The sequence below is a fragment of the Pantoea trifolii genome (assembly GCF_024506435.1).
Lineage (GTDB): Bacteria > Pseudomonadota > Gammaproteobacteria > Enterobacterales > Enterobacteriaceae > Pantoea > Pantoea trifolii.
Window position 1 is genome coordinate 648,002 of sequence record NZ_JANIET010000001.1, and the last position, 16,397, is coordinate 664,398.

The following is a 16,397-nucleotide window of genomic DNA, read 5'->3' on the forward strand; positions in this document are numbered from 1 at the left end:
AAAAATGATCGACAGTGGAAAGATGAATAGCCTAGCCGCAAGACTTCAAACCCTAATAGAAAAAGACTTTCCCGACCTTGATAAAAAGTTGGAGAAGTTACTGTTTACTTTTCCTGTTTTGGAAGGTGAGGAGCTAGAGAAAACAACGGGAGAGGTTCAGGATCTAGATATCTACATCGGGAAAGAATACGACGACATTATACTAACTGCAAACGTCTGGCTTCAATCAGGAGAAATAACAGATCTGCAAAGTGACCATTTGAACTTAGTAGCTAATGACTTTTTAGCTGCTAGACAAGATATTATTTTCAAGTACGGATTTGACCAACAGGAAACACAATAATGAATGCACGTATTTTACCAGAACAGAAACAATCAGGCGCTTACACTTACTTTGTATCACTGGTTAATGACTTTGAAGACACCCACTATAAGCCAGTGATTGAAGCCTCTCTAAACTTCTCAACCCTACAGAGTGCAGAAGCATTGCAGGTAGTGAAAGCAGCCCTAGAAACCGCCTCCAAGCGTCTTAAAGCGTTGATTGACTTCGTAGCCGTCACAGCAGACAGCAAAGACTTTAGAATGTCTCTGGATGAGGTTAAGAGCCTACAGGCAATGCTACAAGACCAAGTAGATTGGCTGGGGTCTGAGGCGATGATTGTAGATGACGAGATTCACCAACAGATCGAACTAGCCGCCTTTGTGGTAGCAGAAGAAGCTAATTAACATTTTGCATAAAATAATATGCAAAAAAGGTTGACAAAGATCTTAAGATGTAGTATTATTAAAGGTGAGGGGAATACTAATCTCCTTCCTCTTACTTCAAGCACTTACGGCTACGAAGTTGATAGACCGCGACTCGCTGATCCCGCCTGCGCGGTCTGTCTTTTCCTTTTAGTATTCTTTCAAAAACTTATCATTGGGTTTTCTGACATAACATCCTTATTATGTTTTTTCCTACTTTCCTAGAAGTAGGTTTTTTAAAGAATATTACTATTCTACCTCATTAGCTTATTAAGCGTTCGCTAATAGTGTTGAGAAGCACTTAAAATTAAGAAACAGTTAGAGCCTGAGAGCCTCTAAATGTAGCTTATTAGATATCCTTTTAAATATGCAAAAGTATCCCCGATGACGGTTGTTAGATTCCCGAGGGGGCTTTTTTTATATCTGTCTGCATAAAATAATATGCATCCCTTCAAGGTATAAAATCAAATGGTATTACTTAACGCGCCAGACGCGCAACAACGCATTCTTAAATCTTGTAATGTTACAGGATTTACTAAGTCTGATTTAGAGTTTATTGCAAAACACTCTAACTCAACTGCAATAGAAGTTAAAAAGGCTTCTGAACTTCTGACAGGTGAAAAAGTTCCCGTAACTTTATTTGTCGATGACCTGGAAGAAGCAAACAATATTGTTATTCAAGCACGAAAATCAAAACTTGAAGCAACAATCATCAAAGCAGATACAGCTAAGCCTAAACCATCATTACAAGATTTAGTGAATGGCATTAAAAGTAACGCAGTATCTAAAAAATAAAAACTTAAGGAAAATAATATAATGGCTCGTTTCGGTCGTATTTTTCAAAGCGTGGACTTTCGTCACGCAGTAGTAGCTTATTCAGGTGATGGAATCCTACAGGATCGCAAACTTGAACTTTCAGCCCCACTAACCAGCGATTTGGTAGTCGGAAGTGTTATTGATGCAAGCGGAGCACTGATTCCAGATCTGTCTACTCCTATTGCTGGCGTCCTGGTAGAACCTGCAAACGCTGGAGATATTTTCGTTGTTATTGCATCTAAAGAACACACCATTCTGAAAGATCAAGCGCTGGTATTCAGTGAAAATGCTAATCGTGATGCAATTATCGCAGCAATGGCTAGTGATAAATATCGCTTTGCGTCTTGGGCTGAATTCGCTCTACCAACTACCTAATAACAAGGAAATATAAAAATGGATCTACGTGAAATCTTTGGCAGTAATGTTTCTATTGCAAACACTTTCGAAGTGCCAAACACACAAAATACCGTCTTCCTGAATAGTAACCTATTCCAGACTCAGCGCCACGCAAGCAACGAAATTCTGATCGAACGTCAGGAAGCAGACGGCGTTAATTTTATCAGTACTGAGACAATGCCTTTTGCTCAGAGTGATTGGAACTCTGCACCATCTAAAAAATGGCAGGCTTACAACTATCAACTGATTCACTCAGCAATCACTAATGATGTTAGTAGTAAGGATCTGGAAACTCAGCTTCGTTTCGGTATCTTTGACCGTACTGATCAGGCTGTAGCTCAACTGGAAGCCTATTCTAACCGTCAGCTAGTTATGGCAACTAACTTTGTTGAAGACAAGCTAGCAGAAGCTGTTATGAGTGGTGTAGCTCGTTCTACCTATGCAGGGCAGAAGGATCTAGACTTCTTCACAGAGTTTGAGCAAGAGCGCACCAACTTTACTCTGAATGTAGATGATACTTTCGGCGTGGATATTTTCGAACAACTGGACGACATTAGCCGCATTATGGGTACTAAGCTTTTAGGGCTGGAAACCTATCGTGAATCTATGATCGTACTGTGTGCCGGTAAAGCGGCTAAAGCCTTTAAGCGTCACAAGTCTATTAAAGACTTCGTACAGTTTACTATGGCGTTTAACAACGATGCTAACCCACTAACCCAGATTGCACCTAACCTGAACAAGGCCCGTAAATGGGAACTGAATGGTGTTGTTTTCCTGGACGTTGGCGGCTTGCCTCAGTATGAAAAATACCTGAGTAGCAAAGATAGCTTTGTTGCTGTTCCTCGCCTGATTGGTGCATCGCTGTTTGATCTGCACGTAGGGCAGGCTGTACGCCATATGGAGAGCCACGCGCTTAACGATAATGGTATCGGTAGCTATCTGACATACGATCAGCGCTGGGGCTTCCCTGGTGTGCATACTGAGGTTAGCATTCTGCCTGTTGTACAGCAGCCGCAAGCAATCGTCTATGGTAACGTTATCGGCGACATTTAAGATCTTAAGAGTTTAAGATTCTTTTTAAGGGGCGGGGCTTATAGCCTTGCCCTTTTTTATTATCTATAGGGGTATAGAAATGCAAATGATTTTAAAGAGTGCCGGAACACTTATTGAAGTGGATTTAAGCAAGCACGAAAACGCTATTAACGTTAGCTGGATGTGCAGACTCTTAGATGTGAATTACAGCACTTTAAAAAGTTACATCAACCGAGACGGTTTATCGCTGGATGCAGCATTAAAGAAAGCTGTAGCAAACAGCAAGAGTTAACTAGGATTAAATATTAGAGAGGTAATGTTAGGATGAATGTACAGAAGCTAACTAACGTCGTAGATTTTAAAGTTGATAAGCGTTCATTCAATGACGCAAAGAAATCTATTGAGCAGTTAAAGAAGTATTCAGAATCAGTAAAGGTGCGATCAGCGCCAGCTAAGAAGTTTAACGATAACCAGAAAAAAGCGGAGCAGGCATTAGCCCGAGTTAAAGCAGAGAATGCGCGTAAGGAACTCACAGCACAGCGCGAAGCAGCCCGAGCACAGAAGCAGGCAGACAGAGACGCGCTTGCAGGTGCCAGACGTAAAGAACAGGCAGACATTAAACGCCGCTCAGCACTGTTACAGCTTAATGGCATTACAGGCCGTACAGCAGAAGAAGAGCACAAAGTAAGCCGTGCTATTCACCAACAAACCCGCGAACTTGAACACGGACGCCAGAGCGTTGCACGTACCAACTTAGAGATCAGAGAACAGATCACCCTGTTACGCCGTGCGGCCAGAGAAAGGCATAAAGCGGAAGGCGGGGGCGCTGGCGGTGCTGGACACGGATCACACGGTGGAGGATTTGCCGCTGGGGTTGCAGGGGGAGCCGCTAGAGATTTCGTTAAGAAAGGTAGCCTTTCAGAGGGTCTATTAGGGGGCCTGGGGGCCGCTGGAGTGGGTGCAATCGGTGTAGGTGCTCTAGGGCTAGGGCTTGAGAAAGCGATCAGCGTGGTAAGCGATACAGCGCGAGAAAACAGGGAAGTAATCAACACAGCTAAATCTCTGGGAATCAACTCTAACAGCTTGCTTGCTATGACTCAGGCACAGAAAGCCGCTGGCTTCATTGGTGCCAACAATGAGAAATCAGGAGATCAGATTAAAGATACCCGAGAAAAGATCGGTGACTTCCTGAACAATGCCAGCGTGAACAAGAAAGGCGAGTTTACAGGCGGCGGCGCTGTGGGCGACATTGCCAACCAATTTGGCTGGGACAAAGACACAATCGCCAGCTTTAGCAAGAATCCTTTAGATTTCATTCAGGCTACAGTGAATGCAGGACAGCAAAAAGGGCTATCAGACGGCGAGATCTCCAACCTGATCGAGAGCCTGGGCGACCAGCTAACCTACCTGCTACCCGCGCTTAAGAATAACGGGCAAGGGCTGATTGATACCGTTAAGCAGTTGACATATGCAGGCGCAAACCTGACAGATACAACGATTGCCAACAACGATAAAGCCACACAGTTTACTACTGCATTAGAGTTAGGATCTGATGGGCTTAAAAACGAGTTTAGCAACGGTGTGTTAGATGCAGTTGGAAGCAGTGAACAACTTACAGAAGCCTTGCACAACTTGCTTCCTGCTGCTGAATGGATGGGCCAGCAAGTAGGAGATTTCATTACTCAGCTTGGGAACCTCGTTAAGAGCATCAAAGAGACCAAAGAGAGCATTTCTAACCTCTTCCATCGTAACGAAGTGACGCCGGAGCAGAAGAAAGACGTGCAAGACGCACTCTCTATGAAGCCTGCACCTGTTAACCCTAACACTGGTATTGCCGGAGCCGATGCAGCCGCTACAGCTAACGCTAATGCGTCTGGTGATGCACTCTGGAACTGGATTAAAGGCTTTAGCAGTAGATCGCAGGAAGCAGCACAAAGCACATCGAATATGTTCGCACCTGTCCTGGGTGAAAAGCCTAACCAGCTTGATAGCAGCGCACAGCAGATGATCAATGCATACAGTCCTAACGGTGCAATGTCTCAGGCTGTAGGCTATCCGAAGCCAGCCCCTGTGATCGTTAACATTCCTGACATTATCGTAAGAAGTGAAACAGGCGTTAATGATAGCGAGTTTAGACGTGTTATTAACACTAACGTTACTGCACTGTTTGAGGAAGGCCAGCAACGCACTACGCAGGCTCTACAGTCTTCTTATGCAGGATGGTGATCGATGTTTCAACGTAACAAGAAAGAAGAGCCAGAGAGTAAGCTGGCTTTTGCCTGGTGCATTATCGCTGTGCTGTTTGTCTGGTATGAATCAACATTGCCAGCAAGCCAACAGCTTTCAATAGCGGATATCTTCAAGGTGTTAGCAGCAGTATTTCTATGAATAAGGCTAAGGCGCAGAACGTTCTTCTTATGCTCTCGCGCCTCTGAATCTATCAGTTATTGCTTGATTTTATTTCGAAAGCGACTTTCTCAATATATTCTGATAACTCAGCAGGCGAAGCGGAGTTTTTCGAATATGTTTTAAAACTTTCCGTATTGCCGCGCTCGTGTCCTGCAAGCAAAGCGATACGGTCTTCTGGTATTTTTTCTCTATCCAACTGGCTTATAAACATACCCCTTAACGAATGGAAAACTTTATATTCATTTCCATTTTCTCCCAAAGCCTTACGCTTAGCCCTGGTAAATCGTTGTGTGTGCCACGTAGAGCGCTTGCCGTCTGCACGGTCTGTGATTGATGCACGGTAGAAAAGGAAGCCGTCATAAGGCTTCTGTTGCAACGTAATAACGAGATCCTTTAACTGACTATGCACAGGGACAATCCTTGCTGCTGATTTCGTTTTCCCCTCCTTGATTTCAAAACACAATACACCCTCGACTGTCTTAATACTTTCTGATTTCAGTGAACAGATCTCATTGAGTCGCATCCCGCTATACATCCCAATTAATGTAACAGCTTGCATCTCTTCGTCACCTTCCAATGCTGAAAATACTTTTGCTAACTCTGACACTGTGAACGGTTGGTAACTCACCTTACTGCTTTTTGCCTCCAAAGCGTGACCACGCCACGGGTTATCCTGTGGTGCATCGTGATACCGGTTCCTAGCCAGATCCCAAATCTGAGCAAGGGAGCTGATGTAGTTTTGTATTGTCTGTGCGGCCTTATCTTCCTTAAGGCTGTCTATCCAAGCGGTTACTGTTGTTCTGTTTACATCCTTCAACTTCACATCACGTTTTTTCAGGTGCAATAACAGCACTTCAACCGCTTTATTGGTTTTTGATAGGGTGGTGAGTTTTCTCTTCTCACTGAATTTCAAAATGTAGATGTCACGCATCATAAGTAGGGTGGGGACACCGCCAGATTGCACACTACTGAATTGCGGCATCGGCATTTCAAATGCACTTGTACTGGCTGATTTTAGCTCTTCAATAGCCTTCTCAATCTTGCTGGCTTCTTTAGGTTTTACCTGCTCCCGTAAACGTGCCCATTCAACGGCTATGGCGTCTCTGAATAGCCTTGCTTGCCTTATGTCACTTGTTCCTGTGCTCTTTACAAAATAGCGCTTCTGTTCGAACAGATGGCGCATATATGCAGGGATAGTGATCCTTACATAGTAGTTTCCGCATAAATCTAAAACGAGATAACGATCTTTCTTGACCTGCATATAAACCCCGGTTATTTTGCAGGGGCTTTTACACGGTAGAATTGCTTGTGTAGATTGTCGAAGTGGCGAAATTGTAGCTGTTGTTTCAATAGCTTAGATCAGCTTGCTGGATAAGCGACCACCGCCGCGAGGCGTGCCGGTTCGATTCCGGCCTTCGCACCATCGATTGATGCAAAATTAAGTCGCTTACGAGCGGCTTTTTTTGTGTCTGAAATTCGGCTTATTTCCTCAGTCTCGCATAATCACTTCTGCCTTAAGATCCTGTTAAGAACTCTTCGTATAATAGCGACCATCAACGTAAACCAAGAGTTCACCATGAAAAACACCCTGATTTCCCTTTCGATTCTTTTCTCTGCCTTGACTGTAACTTCTGTACAGGCTGCGAACCCAGTCTCCGGCTGCGCCGCCAAAAAGCAGGATATCCAGCAAGAACTGGCGATGGCGCGTGAGCATGGCAATCCAGCACGCATCGCGGGTTTGGAGAAAGCGTTGCGTGAAGCTAGCGAACATTGCACCGACAGCGGCTTACTCAAAGCGCGCCAGGAAAAAGTGGTCGAGAAGCAGTTGAAAGTGCAGGAGCGTGAGCAAGATTTACAAGAAGCGCAGGCCAAAGGCCGCAGCGACAAAATTGCGAAGCAGCAGCGTAAACTGGCCGGCGCGCGTGAAGAGCTGAAACAAGCACAGGACGCTTTGACGCAATAAACCGGGCGTCCCGCCCAGAAAATTCGCGCTTTGTCTCAAAATTCCCCCGCAGAGATTTTTTTCATCCAACTGTCGGGATTGCATGGCAGAATGGCGCTCCGGTGAAATCAGTGGAGTGCAGAAGCGATGACAGTTGAAATTGAGCAGCGTATCTACGAGCTGGTGAGACGTTACGACGGCGTTTACCTGTTCAAGCAGAAGACGCTGACGCCGCAAATTGATATCGATAGCGATCTCAACTTCGAACGTGAAGAAGCGGCTGCGCTGATGGATGAGTTCTTCGGCGAGTTCAGCGTTGATCGCGGCGGATTTGTCATCGAAACCTACTATCCCGATGAGCCCTCGCTGGCGCAGATTCTCAATCCTTTCAATAAGCGTGAAGTGCCGGTGGTGCCCGATTTCACGCTGGGAATGTTGATTGAATCGGCGAAAGCGGGGCGCTGGCTGTACGAGTAACCGCAGGCTCAGCGCCGAGCCTGCTACCTTTCACCGCTTTACATGCACGCCAAAGCCGCTCTCTTCGGCTACACACTCCGCTTTTAGCGTCAGCGCAGGAATTTCATAGTCGCCGCCGTTTTGCTGACGGTAGGCAATTGGCGCAGTTTCTGCCAACGTATCCAGCCTTGTGGCCAGCGCATCGCACCAGCCAGAAAATCGTTCTGCTGCCGACTTTTGTACCCGATAGAAAACCAGCGGCGGCAGCACGCTAAAGCCGGGATAAAACAGCATGCCGTGCTGAATCGGGAACAGCAGATCGTTCATCGGGCCGTTAATGCCGCGCGGACTGTAATGCGATTCCCATCCGCCTGTCGTCACCACCAGCATCGCGCGTTTGCCGCTGAGATTGCCTTCGCCGTAGCGATCGCCCCAATGCTGTTCGTTGTGCTCGCCTACGCCGTAGGCAAAACCGTTGGCGTAAACGCGGTCAAACCAGCCTTTCATGATGGCGGGCATCGAAAACCACCACAGCGGAAACTGGAAAATCACCGTATCGGCCCAGCGCAATTTTTCCTGCTCGGCGGCGATATCCGCAGCCTGAAGCTGATGATCGTAGGCGAAGCGTGAATCCACTGTCGCATCGTAATGGTCGCCCACTAACGGGGCGCGTGTGTCATCAGCATCGAGCTGCGCTTTCCACTGCATCGCATAGAGATCAGAAACCTGCACCTGATGTCCGGCCTTTTTTAAATGCTGCACGGCAAAGTCTTTGAGTGAACCGCTCAACGAACGCGGTTCCGGATGGGCATACACAATCAGTACATTCATGGGCTTAATCCTGTGAGATGAAAACCACTGCAGATTAAGTCGATGCTGGATATAGTAGAAATAAATTGCTGATATCTCAGGTATAGACAGAGTGAATATCAACTCACTGGATTTGAATCTGCTGCAGACGCTCAACGTGCTGCTAACCGAACTCAATGTCACGCGCGCGGCGCAGCGTCTTCATCTTTCGCAGCCGTCCGTTAGCGCTCAGTTGGCGCGATTGCGAAGGCATTTTGACGATCCGCTGTTGTTGCCCGGACCGCGCGGCATGTTGCCCACAGCGCGCGCAGAAGCGTTGCGTGAGCCGCTGCGGTTGGCGCTTGAGGCGGTGGAGCAAGCAGTCGCGCCGCCCGATACCTTTAATCCGGCCAATGCCGAAGTCACCTGGCGCATCGCTGCCACCGATTACACCTCGTCGGCGTTGGTGCTGCCCGCCCTCAACCTGATGCGCGCTGCTGCACCGCAGAGTCGTATGGCGATTCTGGCGCTTAATCCGCCGCTGGTGGCGCAGCAGTTGGAAAAAGGTGAGCTGGATGTGGTGTTTCACACCGGCGATAACGCGCCGCCGACGTTGCATCAACGCAAACTGTTCAGCGAGCGCTATGTGCTGGCGGGGCGATGCGAACACCCGCAATTACAACGTCCGCCGACGCTGGATCAATTCTGCCAGCTGGAATTTGTCATGGTGTCGCCGGATGGCGGCGGCTTCAGCGCCGCCACCGATCATGCGCTGGCGAAGCTGGGACGTTCACGCCGCGTGGTGTTGTCGGTGCCGCACTTCTTGTTTATGCAGGAGACGCTGGCGAACAGCGATTTGGTCGCGGTGCTGCCTGAGCGGTTGGTGCGTCATACTTCACACCTTGCGGTTGTCGATTTGCCGCTGGAGGTGCCGGGCTTTGATATCTTGCTGTTATGGCATGAACGTCTGCACCGCGACCCGGCTCAGCAGTGGCTGCGACAGCAGATTGTGGCGGCGCTGATCCTTTCTTAATCAACGTGAACAACCGCGAGTTTTTCCGGCATTTCAGGCGGCTCTATTCTGCTTAGCATTTCGTTAGCGACATTAAAATAATCGCATCCTGCCCAAATGGCCTTACTACCGATGATATAAACTCGGTTCTGCGCACGCGTTACTGCAACGTTTAACAAATTGGGTTTTGAAGATGCCCATTTTTCTCCGCCAGAATTATTAGCCGATAAACCAAGCACAATAATGACATTTTTCTCTTCTTTTCCCTGAAAGGTATGAACGGTGCCCACCCTATCATCAATCCAACGGTTGATATCCTTGATGCCTTTTAGTTCCTGACTCAATAAGGATTTAAGTTGGTTTTTAATCTGTTTAAAAGGCGAAATAATATAGACGTCCGGCAGCGCACCATGATGTTCAAACCAGTCATTAATCATCATGAGGACTTTTTTTCCCTGTGCGGGAACGTAATGTTTTCCTTTCACTTCACCACAAACATCTAACCAGCCGCTCTCTCCCCAAAGATTATTGTCAGTTGGCCAACGCTTGTCCCGACCATGTAGCATTTTATTGTTGTAAGCAATCTTGTTGGCGATACTGAACATGGGCTCATCACAGCGTCGATGGACGCGCAGCGGACTACCGAGCCAGTTCTCATTAGATATTTGTGCTGAACCATAGGGGTTCACTCTATCTGCAAGATTTTGTACTGACTGAGTTGTTGGAGACCACTCACGCCAATCATCGGCAAAGGCGCGTTGAGCAAGAGCTTCAACGAAGGCAGGAGGAATTGTAAAAACGGGCTCAATCTGTAAGGGGTCTCCCACCACAACAGCACGTTTCGCGCGCCATAATGCTCCAGCCGCTTGTTGAGGTGTTGCCTGCCCAGCTTCATCAATAAATAACCATCCAATATCACCGGCACCTAAATGCATAAACTGACGATGAACGGATGCAAATGTAGAAGAAACTACCGGCACAATCATAAAAAGAAGTTGCCACAAAGCGAGGCAGGCTTTGGTTTCTTGTACACCACCATTTATGGCGTCGCTGACGGAGAATATAACTTTAAGTAAGTTGCACTCTTTATAAGCCTCTTTCAGCCATGATTGATGTAAATCCAGGGCGCATGCTGAAAGCTGACTACGGGCTGCATTTAATATTGCGCCATGGCCGAAAGAGGTACGCTGAATGTCCTCAGCTTCGATATTGATTTCATCTGCGGCAAAAATGGTGTCTTGATACTTAATCTGCAATGCTAAACAATGTTTATGTTTAGCATCCAATTCATCTTGGATTTGACTTAAACGTTGCTCCGCCAGTTGTAACGCGGCAATGGTAGAATTTAATCTGTTTTTTAATCCAGTAATAATGGCTTTAACCCGGAAAATTTTTCTGAATTTTAAGGTTAACCAATGCGGTTCACGCTCTGCACATCGCGTAATTCGGGCGTTGAGCATAAACCTTCGTAAACGTAGTTTTTGTATTTTTATCTGCTGTTGATGGTAATAATTGGAAAGATCGTTAAGATCTTCAAGTTGCTGAAGTTCCTGAATGATAGAATGATGTTTTTGTTGAGCGTCAATGAAAGCTTTTTTAGCTGCTGCGAAGCTCGCTATGTCTTTATTTTTTAGTGATTCAAATAGGTGTCTATATTCATCAGCTGGTGGTGAAGTCACAGCTTTCGTATGATTATGTGTAAACACTCGCTCTTTAAAGCGATCGCGATTCTTTTTCTTTCCCAAAGCTACAGCAATCAATCCCCAACAATCATCATCTGGGGCAAGCGGTTTGATAAGAAAAGTTTTTTCTGGCTGTTTTTCGCTATTTTTTAGAGGTCGTGAAAATGCCGCGAGTTTTCGCGCAGCTGATTTAAAATAATCATGATGTTGCCACTCATCTCCAAGGCTTTTTAGCTGAGGTAGTTCGCGTGAGATATTTTCGACAGCAGCATTATTGCTTGAAGCTACCACCATTTCATAGCCACAAAGTTCAGGGCGAAGACAGGGTATCTTGCGCGTGTTGCCATTGACGCTAATGCTGATTGAGCCAGAAAAAACATCCTCAACCCGATTATAATTCGCAAGAATGGCAGCGCGCTTAACGATATTGTTTGCAATGATATCACGAAGTAGAGTTGTTTTACCCGTACCTGGTGGACCATTAACTGAATAAAGTCCTTGATGAGTAAGTTCTTGCTCAAGAGTATTAATAGCAAACTGCTGCATTAAACTCATGTTGTGTTTTCTATCTGAAAGCCAGCGTCCAGCAGGAAGTTGGGCTAGTCGTAATTTCTCAATCAATAGCGTCCTTCCTGCCGGTAGAAGTAAATCTACGTTTTTCTTACGACTGCCGGTCAGATAGCGTCCTAATGGTGAGTCAATATCAAGTTTATTTCGCTTGATATCTTCTATTATCCGCTCAATATCACGTATGTAGAAGCTATTTAATATACTGATCTCATTTGAATTATCTGAAGCGGAAGTCAGCGGAAAATCAGAATCGTTTGATAATGCCAGTTCAGTCTCGTCACTAAGTTTTGAAAGTAAAGATGGATCTAGCTGAGCTGAAATATTGAGTTTATTGGGTTTTGTTTCACTTAATTTAATGAATAGTGCAGGCGTAGGGGTTTGAGGAGAAAAAGTAGTCCACTGCGCCATTGATTTTAAAAATTCAATTATTTCAAATGTGGTTAAAATAGGTGGTAATTGATGTTTTGTTTTTATATTGTCAGCGGTGGTGACAATTTCATTAAAACGCTGCTGTAATTTTTTTGTATCGACTTCATAGGCATCAAAGTTCAGTCGTTCTAATCCACCTGTAGATATCTGACCTAATGCCCAGGTCACCGTTGAAAACTCAAAACTCTCGCTATCAATAACACCATTATGATCAAGCTTACATTTTATCGAGCATGTACGACCTTCATTGCCGAGCGCGTCATTCTCTATGTCACTTTGTTTATAAATAAAAGGCTTTGCTTGCTGAAATATTTCGTCACGTTCAAAGATGCCAAAAAAGAGCTCGTAACGATATTTTTTTTCAGGTGAATAATCACTTCCTGCACGCCTGATTTGCTGAGGTTCAATCCAGGGAAGTGATGTATTATGCTGTAATTCCTCCATGCTCAGTTGAATTACGCCATCCGCATTATTTTCAAGATCTTTAATGTCAGTTGATTCGAAAAACTCTATTTTGTGCCAATAATCCAGAATACGTATAGCTTGCTGGGTGGGCAACATTTTGCTTTGATCGTCCATGAAACTTTAATCCTCTGAATGTTTACCTGCTGATTCTTATACTACCGCTTTGAATGCTTGGCATTCAATGATTGGCTCATCGGTGGAATGGTTAAAGATGAACGATCGAATAGCTGCCGATTCATTAGCCATCCACATGACCTCAAAAATTCACTTCTCCCGCATCACAAAAATCATCACACTAGCCACCTTTACCATTATGGAGAGATGGCATGATTACCCGATTGCTGCTGGCGATGTCGCTATTTGCCAGCCTGAGTGCGCCGCTGTTGGCAGATCAAGACGGCGTCTCCTTTAGCCACAAAGACTGGGAATTGGCCTGCGATAACACGCTGACCTGTCGCGCCGCCGGTTACAGCGCCGAAGAGGGCGCGGGCGGCTCGGTGCTGCTGGTGCGTGCCGGAGGTCCCAATGCGGTGACGCACGGTCGCGTGGTGCTGGCCGATACCGGCGATGATGATTCTAAAGTGGTGAACAACTTAGCGTTGTGGATTGATGACCGTGCGCTGGGCGACGTGGCGAAAGCCGATAACGACGAATGGACGCTGACCGATGAACAAACCCAGGCGCTGATCAACGGCATCAAAGGCAGCGGCAAAGTGGAGTTTCGCGGTGGTGAAGAGCCTTTCGATCTCTCCAGCAATGGCGCGTTTGCGGTGCTGCTGAAAATGGATGATGCGCAAGGTCGTCTTAGCACGCCGGGCGCGCTGGTGCGTAAAGGCAACAAGCCGGAAAACAGCGTACCGGCAGCGGTGGCGATGCCGGTGATTCAGCAGGTAAAAGTGGTGAAGGCCGATGCGCGTCCGTTGACGGCCGATGAGCTGGCACTGTTGAAGCCGAAGCTGATTGCCTCGCTCACCGATGACGACAGCTGCGACAATCTGGCACCGTCCGACGATCAGCCGGAAGAGGGCGCGGAGCCGCTGACGTTAACGCCGGTTGATGATGCGCACGTGCTGATCGCCGCGCTGTGCTGGCGCGGGGCGTATAACGAAGGTTACGGCTATTGGCTGATCGACAAAGCGTTGCAGGGCACACCGCAGCTGGTGACGGATTCCGGCTCTGATTACAGCGAAGGTGTGATCACTGAAGCGCAGAAAGGGCGCGGCATCGGCGACTGCTGGAGCACAGCGGCGTGGGTGTGGGATGGCAAAGCGTTCGAGCAGAGTAGCGACGCTACCACCGGCATGTGCCGTGCGATTCGCGCGGGTGGCGCATGGCAGTTGCCAACCTGGGTGACCGAGGTGAAAGCGGCATCGCTGCCGTAAGGGGCGCAGTTATGCGCATCTCGTTGGCAGGTCGCCATGAATGAACTGAACCCCATAACCTGGACCGTTTAGTTAAAGCGCTGCGTAATGCTGAGTCCTGTACGCTACCGGACTCAGCCCACCCAGCCCCATTTTTATCCGCTTAGTATTCCAGAAGTGGATATAGTCTCCGATGTCCTTCTCCAGCTCCTCTACGTCACGGTATTTCTTCAGGTAAAACATTTCCGACTTCAGATGACCGAAGAAGTTTTCCATCACCGCGTTGTCCAGGCAGTTTCCTCTGCGCGACATGCTCTGTTTTATCCCGTTTTCCGCCAGGCGCCGCTGATACTCCGGCATCTGATACTGCCAGCCCTGATCGCTGTGAAGAAGCGGACGCTGCTCGCCCGTCAGATGCTGTAAGGCTCTGCTCAGCATACCGTTTATCATCGGCATCAGCGGCTTACGCGCCGTTTCCCAGCCCACGATTTCGCCGTTATACAGGTCCAGAACCGGGGACAGGTAGCATTTTTCACCCGCAACGCTGAACTCCGTTACGTCCGTTACCCACTTCTCGTTCGGTGCCTGTGCCCGGAAGTTGCGCTGCAGCACGTTGCCGGCTGTCCGCCCCTCGGGCCCGCGACAGGACCGGTATCTCTTCTTTCTTACCGGCGACTGCAGACCCAGCGCCGACATCAGCTTCAGCACGGTTTTCCCGCTCAGCGCCCAGCCGTGCTGCCTGAGCAGGCAGCCCATGCGCCGGTAGCCATAAACACTGCGATGCTCCTCTGACAGCCTGACGATAAGCGTCTTCACCTCTGCGTACTTATCCGCTGCCTGCTGGCGGGCAAGCTGATAAAAAAAAGTGCTTTTTGGCAGCCGCGATACGCTCAGCAGCACCGGCAGGCGATGCCGCGTGCGCAGCAGCGTCACGGCTGCGGCTTTTTCTCCCGCTCCCGGCGCTTTTTTTCCAGGATAATCTCCTGCATGACCTTCAGATAGTCGTTTTCGGCACGCAGGTATTCGAGCTCCTTAAGCAGCTCTTCCGGCGTCATTGACCCGACTGGTTTTGGTGATTTTTCTTTGCCTGACATTGGTGTTCTCCGCGTGCTGTTTTCGGGCGGGAAAGCATAGTGACCTTTAAGGCTGTACTGGCGGACCCAGGATTCAACCGTTTTGTGTGAGCTGATATTAAAACGCGCCGCAACCGCAGCGTATGACTCACCGGTATGAGCCAGAGCATAATGCGCCACCTGGACCCTGAAGTCAGAAGAATAACGCCGGTGCCCGCGGGGAAGCAAAGCCTGCTCACCGTGATGCTGATAGCGCGCAACCCAGCGGCGGAGGTTAGTAGGGGCAATGCTGAAGTGCTTAGCCGTTCCATCAATACCGGCATGGCCGCTAAGAAAATAGTGAATGGCCGAGAGTTTAAATTCGATGGGATATTTTGTTGTCATAGAGCTGCACCTTCAATGTCAGATTATGGTCCAACATTTGGGGTGCAGTTCATGAATGGCGACCCTACAAATGGTGCTCCTACTTGCCGCAGCACTGCTTATATTTTTTACCGCTGCCGCATGGGCAAGGATGGTTGCGGCCGGTTTTCTCGCCGGCAAAGTGCGGCAGTTGAGGCTCTGGATCGGGCTGCGCCATGCGCTGTTCCTGCCAGTATTCATGCAGTTCCAGCGCCGCAGGGCGAATCGCCTCGATGCTGGCTTCAAACTCGTCCGGTGTGAAGGCTTCGCGCTTCGCCAGGTGATCTTCGCTGCCGTGCAAGGCAATCACCTCCATCATCGGCTGCAGTGATTCGGGCAGCAGCGACCAATCTGCATCCAGCGCCACGCCGCGCAAATAGCCGTAGCACCAATCTTCCACCACGGTGAATTCCTGGCCTTCCATCTCTTGCGTGCCAAACAGCGGATCGAACTGCTCCGGGAATTCGGCCAGGCGTTCGGCGATGTCGTTGAGATGCTGGAACGTCAGCGTCATAAAGCGATCCATCTCGCGCTCATTCGACCATTTTGGAATGTGCTTTTTGCCGCCCCACATCGCCACCAGCCATTCGCTCGGTTCGATGTCGTTCGGGCCGGAGAGTAGCGCTGTCAGCATGCCGTCCAGCTCAGCGGTATCCACCACCGAGTGCTCGTTGCCGTATTTCTCCAGCATATCTTCCAGCCAGTTCAGCTCTTTTTCAGTTAACGGACCCTGGTTCATACGGCATCTCCTGCTTTCATTGATGGGCAATGCCCAAAGTTAATTGGCGGCGATTATAGCGGGAAGCGGGCGCGATTTAT

Annotated in this window: 17 protein-coding genes; 12 read left to right on the top strand and 5 right to left on the bottom strand. The window is 48.1% G+C overall.

Annotated features, from left to right (window positions below; translation table 11 throughout):
• Positions 1-4: 4 nt before the first annotated feature.
• The 8 genes from NQH49_RS02900 (at position 5) to NQH49_RS02935 (ending at position 5,376) form a co-directional block, all read left to right on the top strand.
• The gene (locus NQH49_RS02900; RefSeq protein ID WP_137269548.1) at positions 5-343 is read left to right on the top strand and encodes a hypothetical protein; all 339 of its coding nucleotides are present in this window, start codon (positions 5-7) and stop codon (positions 341-343) included.
• On the top strand, positions 343-726 hold the full coding sequence (locus NQH49_RS02905; protein WP_137269547.1) for a hypothetical protein: 384 nt from the start codon (positions 343-345) through the stop codon (positions 724-726). Before NQH49_RS02900 ends, NQH49_RS02905 begins: the two co-directional genes overlap by 1 nt.
• 486 nt (positions 727-1,212) lie before the next feature.
• Entirely contained in the window at positions 1,213-1,539 is a 327-nt protein-coding gene (locus tag NQH49_RS02910; protein ID WP_256698321.1) for a hypothetical protein, read from the top strand.
• 21 nt (positions 1,540-1,560) lie between these two features.
• A complete protein-coding gene (locus NQH49_RS02915; RefSeq protein ID WP_137269545.1) occupies positions 1,561-1,935 on the top strand; it encodes a hypothetical protein in 375 nt (124 codons plus the stop codon).
• Positions 1,936-1,953: 18 nt separating this feature from the next.
• Positions 1,954-3,009 (top strand): major capsid protein, encoded by a 1,056-nt coding sequence (locus tag NQH49_RS02920; protein WP_137269544.1) that lies wholly within the window; start codon positions 1,954-1,956, stop codon positions 3,007-3,009.
• Positions 3,010-3,088: 79 nt separating this feature from the next.
• Complete coding sequence (locus NQH49_RS02925; protein ID WP_256698322.1) at positions 3,089-3,280, top strand: hypothetical protein; 192 nt, start codon at positions 3,089-3,091, stop codon at positions 3,278-3,280.
• 32 nt (positions 3,281-3,312) lie between these two features.
• A complete protein-coding gene (locus NQH49_RS02930; RefSeq protein ID WP_256698323.1) occupies positions 3,313-5,214 on the top strand; it encodes a hypothetical protein in 1,902 nt (633 codons plus the stop codon).
• 3 nt (positions 5,215-5,217) lie between these two features.
• Positions 5,218-5,376, top strand: coding sequence for a hypothetical protein (locus NQH49_RS02935; protein ID WP_256698324.1), 159 nt, complete (start codon positions 5,218-5,220; stop codon positions 5,374-5,376).
• 52 nt (positions 5,377-5,428) lie between these two features.
• Here NQH49_RS02935 and NQH49_RS02940 read toward each other — a convergent pair whose 3' ends face one another.
• The gene (locus tag NQH49_RS02940) at positions 5,429-6,658 is read right to left on the bottom strand and encodes a site-specific integrase (RefSeq protein ID WP_256698325.1); all 1,230 of its coding nucleotides are present in this window, start codon (positions 6,656-6,658) and stop codon (positions 5,429-5,431) included.
• A gap of 315 nt (positions 6,659-6,973) precedes the next feature.
• Here NQH49_RS02940 and NQH49_RS02945 point away from each other — a divergent pair, with 315 nt between their 5' ends.
• A complete protein-coding gene (locus NQH49_RS02945) occupies positions 6,974-7,360 on the top strand; it encodes a DUF1090 domain-containing protein (RefSeq protein ID WP_256698326.1) in 387 nt (128 codons plus the stop codon).
• A 126-nt stretch (positions 7,361-7,486) separates the two neighbouring features.
• Entirely contained in the window at positions 7,487-7,816 is a 330-nt protein-coding gene (locus tag NQH49_RS02950) for a DUF1493 family protein (RefSeq protein WP_008107769.1), read from the top strand.
• 30 nt (positions 7,817-7,846) lie between these two features.
• Here NQH49_RS02950 and NQH49_RS02955 read toward each other — a convergent pair whose 3' ends face one another.
• Positions 7,847-8,626 (bottom strand): NAD(P)H-dependent oxidoreductase, encoded by a 780-nt coding sequence (locus NQH49_RS02955; protein ID WP_256698327.1) that lies wholly within the window; start codon positions 8,624-8,626, stop codon positions 7,847-7,849.
• Positions 8,627-8,717: 91 nt separating this feature from the next.
• Between NQH49_RS02955 and NQH49_RS02960 the strand changes: the two genes are divergently transcribed.
• Entirely contained in the window at positions 8,718-9,617 is a 900-nt protein-coding gene (locus tag NQH49_RS02960) for a LysR family transcriptional regulator (protein WP_256698328.1), read from the top strand.
• On the opposite strand, the gene NQH49_RS02965 is transcribed toward NQH49_RS02960, so the two are convergent.
• Complete coding sequence (locus NQH49_RS02965) at positions 9,614-12,856, bottom strand: DEAD/DEAH box helicase (protein ID WP_256698329.1); 3,243 nt, start codon at positions 12,854-12,856, stop codon at positions 9,614-9,616. The genes NQH49_RS02960 and NQH49_RS02965 overlap by 4 nt on opposite strands.
• Before the next feature lie 212 nt (positions 12,857-13,068).
• On the opposite strand from NQH49_RS02965, the gene NQH49_RS02970 reads away from it, so the two are divergent.
• Positions 13,069-14,124, top strand: coding sequence for a DUF1176 domain-containing protein (locus tag NQH49_RS02970; protein WP_256698330.1), 1,056 nt, complete (start codon positions 13,069-13,071; stop codon positions 14,122-14,124).
• Between the two features lie 72 nt (positions 14,125-14,196).
• Here NQH49_RS02970 and NQH49_RS02975 read toward each other — a convergent pair.
• Together NQH49_RS02975 and NQH49_RS02980 are read right to left on the bottom strand one after the other, a co-directional pair.
• Positions 14,197-15,560, bottom strand: a protein-coding gene (locus NQH49_RS02975; RefSeq protein WP_256696421.1) for an IS3 family transposase whose coding sequence is annotated in 2 segments (ribosomal slippage) — positions 14,197-15,065 and positions 15,065-15,560 — 1,365 coding nt in all. Because the reading frame shifts where the segments join, the coding sequence is not laid out codon by codon here.
• Between the two features lie 79 nt (positions 15,561-15,639).
• Entirely contained in the window at positions 15,640-16,317 is a 678-nt protein-coding gene (locus NQH49_RS02980) for a YecA/YgfB family protein (RefSeq protein ID WP_256698331.1), read from the bottom strand.
• Between the last annotated feature and the right edge of the window lie 80 nt (positions 16,318-16,397).

What these genes read in the sequence shown, in the direction of transcription:
- NQH49_RS02900 (WP_137269548.1), top strand. Translation starts at nt 5, where the DNA reads ATGATCGACAGTGGAAAGATGAATAGCCTAGCCGCAAGACTTCAAACC.
- NQH49_RS02905 (WP_137269547.1), top strand. Translation starts at nt 343, where the DNA reads ATGAATGCACGTATTTTACCAGAACAGAAACAATCAGGCGCTTACACT.
- NQH49_RS02910 (WP_256698321.1), top strand. Translation starts at nt 1,213, where the DNA reads ATGGTATTACTTAACGCGCCAGACGCGCAACAACGCATTCTTAAATCT.
- NQH49_RS02915 (WP_137269545.1), top strand. Translation starts at nt 1,561, where the DNA reads ATGGCTCGTTTCGGTCGTATTTTTCAAAGCGTGGACTTTCGTCACGCA.
- NQH49_RS02920 (WP_137269544.1), top strand. Translation starts at nt 1,954, where the DNA reads ATGGATCTACGTGAAATCTTTGGCAGTAATGTTTCTATTGCAAACACT.
- NQH49_RS02925 (WP_256698322.1), top strand. Translation starts at nt 3,089, where the DNA reads ATGCAAATGATTTTAAAGAGTGCCGGAACACTTATTGAAGTGGATTTA.
- NQH49_RS02930 (WP_256698323.1), top strand. Translation starts at nt 3,313, where the DNA reads ATGAATGTACAGAAGCTAACTAACGTCGTAGATTTTAAAGTTGATAAG.
- NQH49_RS02935 (WP_256698324.1), top strand. Translation starts at nt 5,218, where the DNA reads ATGTTTCAACGTAACAAGAAAGAAGAGCCAGAGAGTAAGCTGGCTTTT.
- NQH49_RS02940 (WP_256698325.1), bottom strand. Translation starts at nt 6,658, where the DNA reads ATGCAGGTCAAGAAAGATCGTTATCTCGTTTTAGATTTATGCGGAAAC.
- NQH49_RS02945 (WP_256698326.1), top strand. Translation starts at nt 6,974, where the DNA reads ATGAAAAACACCCTGATTTCCCTTTCGATTCTTTTCTCTGCCTTGACT.
- NQH49_RS02950 (WP_008107769.1), top strand. Translation starts at nt 7,487, where the DNA reads ATGACAGTTGAAATTGAGCAGCGTATCTACGAGCTGGTGAGACGTTAC.
- NQH49_RS02955 (WP_256698327.1), bottom strand. Translation starts at nt 8,626, where the DNA reads ATGAATGTACTGATTGTGTATGCCCATCCGGAACCGCGTTCGTTGAGC.
- NQH49_RS02965 (WP_256698329.1), bottom strand. Translation starts at nt 12,856, where the DNA reads ATGGACGATCAAAGCAAAATGTTGCCCACCCAGCAAGCTATACGTATT.
- NQH49_RS02970 (WP_256698330.1), top strand. Translation starts at nt 13,069, where the DNA reads ATGATTACCCGATTGCTGCTGGCGATGTCGCTATTTGCCAGCCTGAGT.
- NQH49_RS02980 (WP_256698331.1), bottom strand. Translation starts at nt 16,317, where the DNA reads ATGAACCAGGGTCCGTTAACTGAAAAAGAGCTGAACTGGCTGGAAGAT.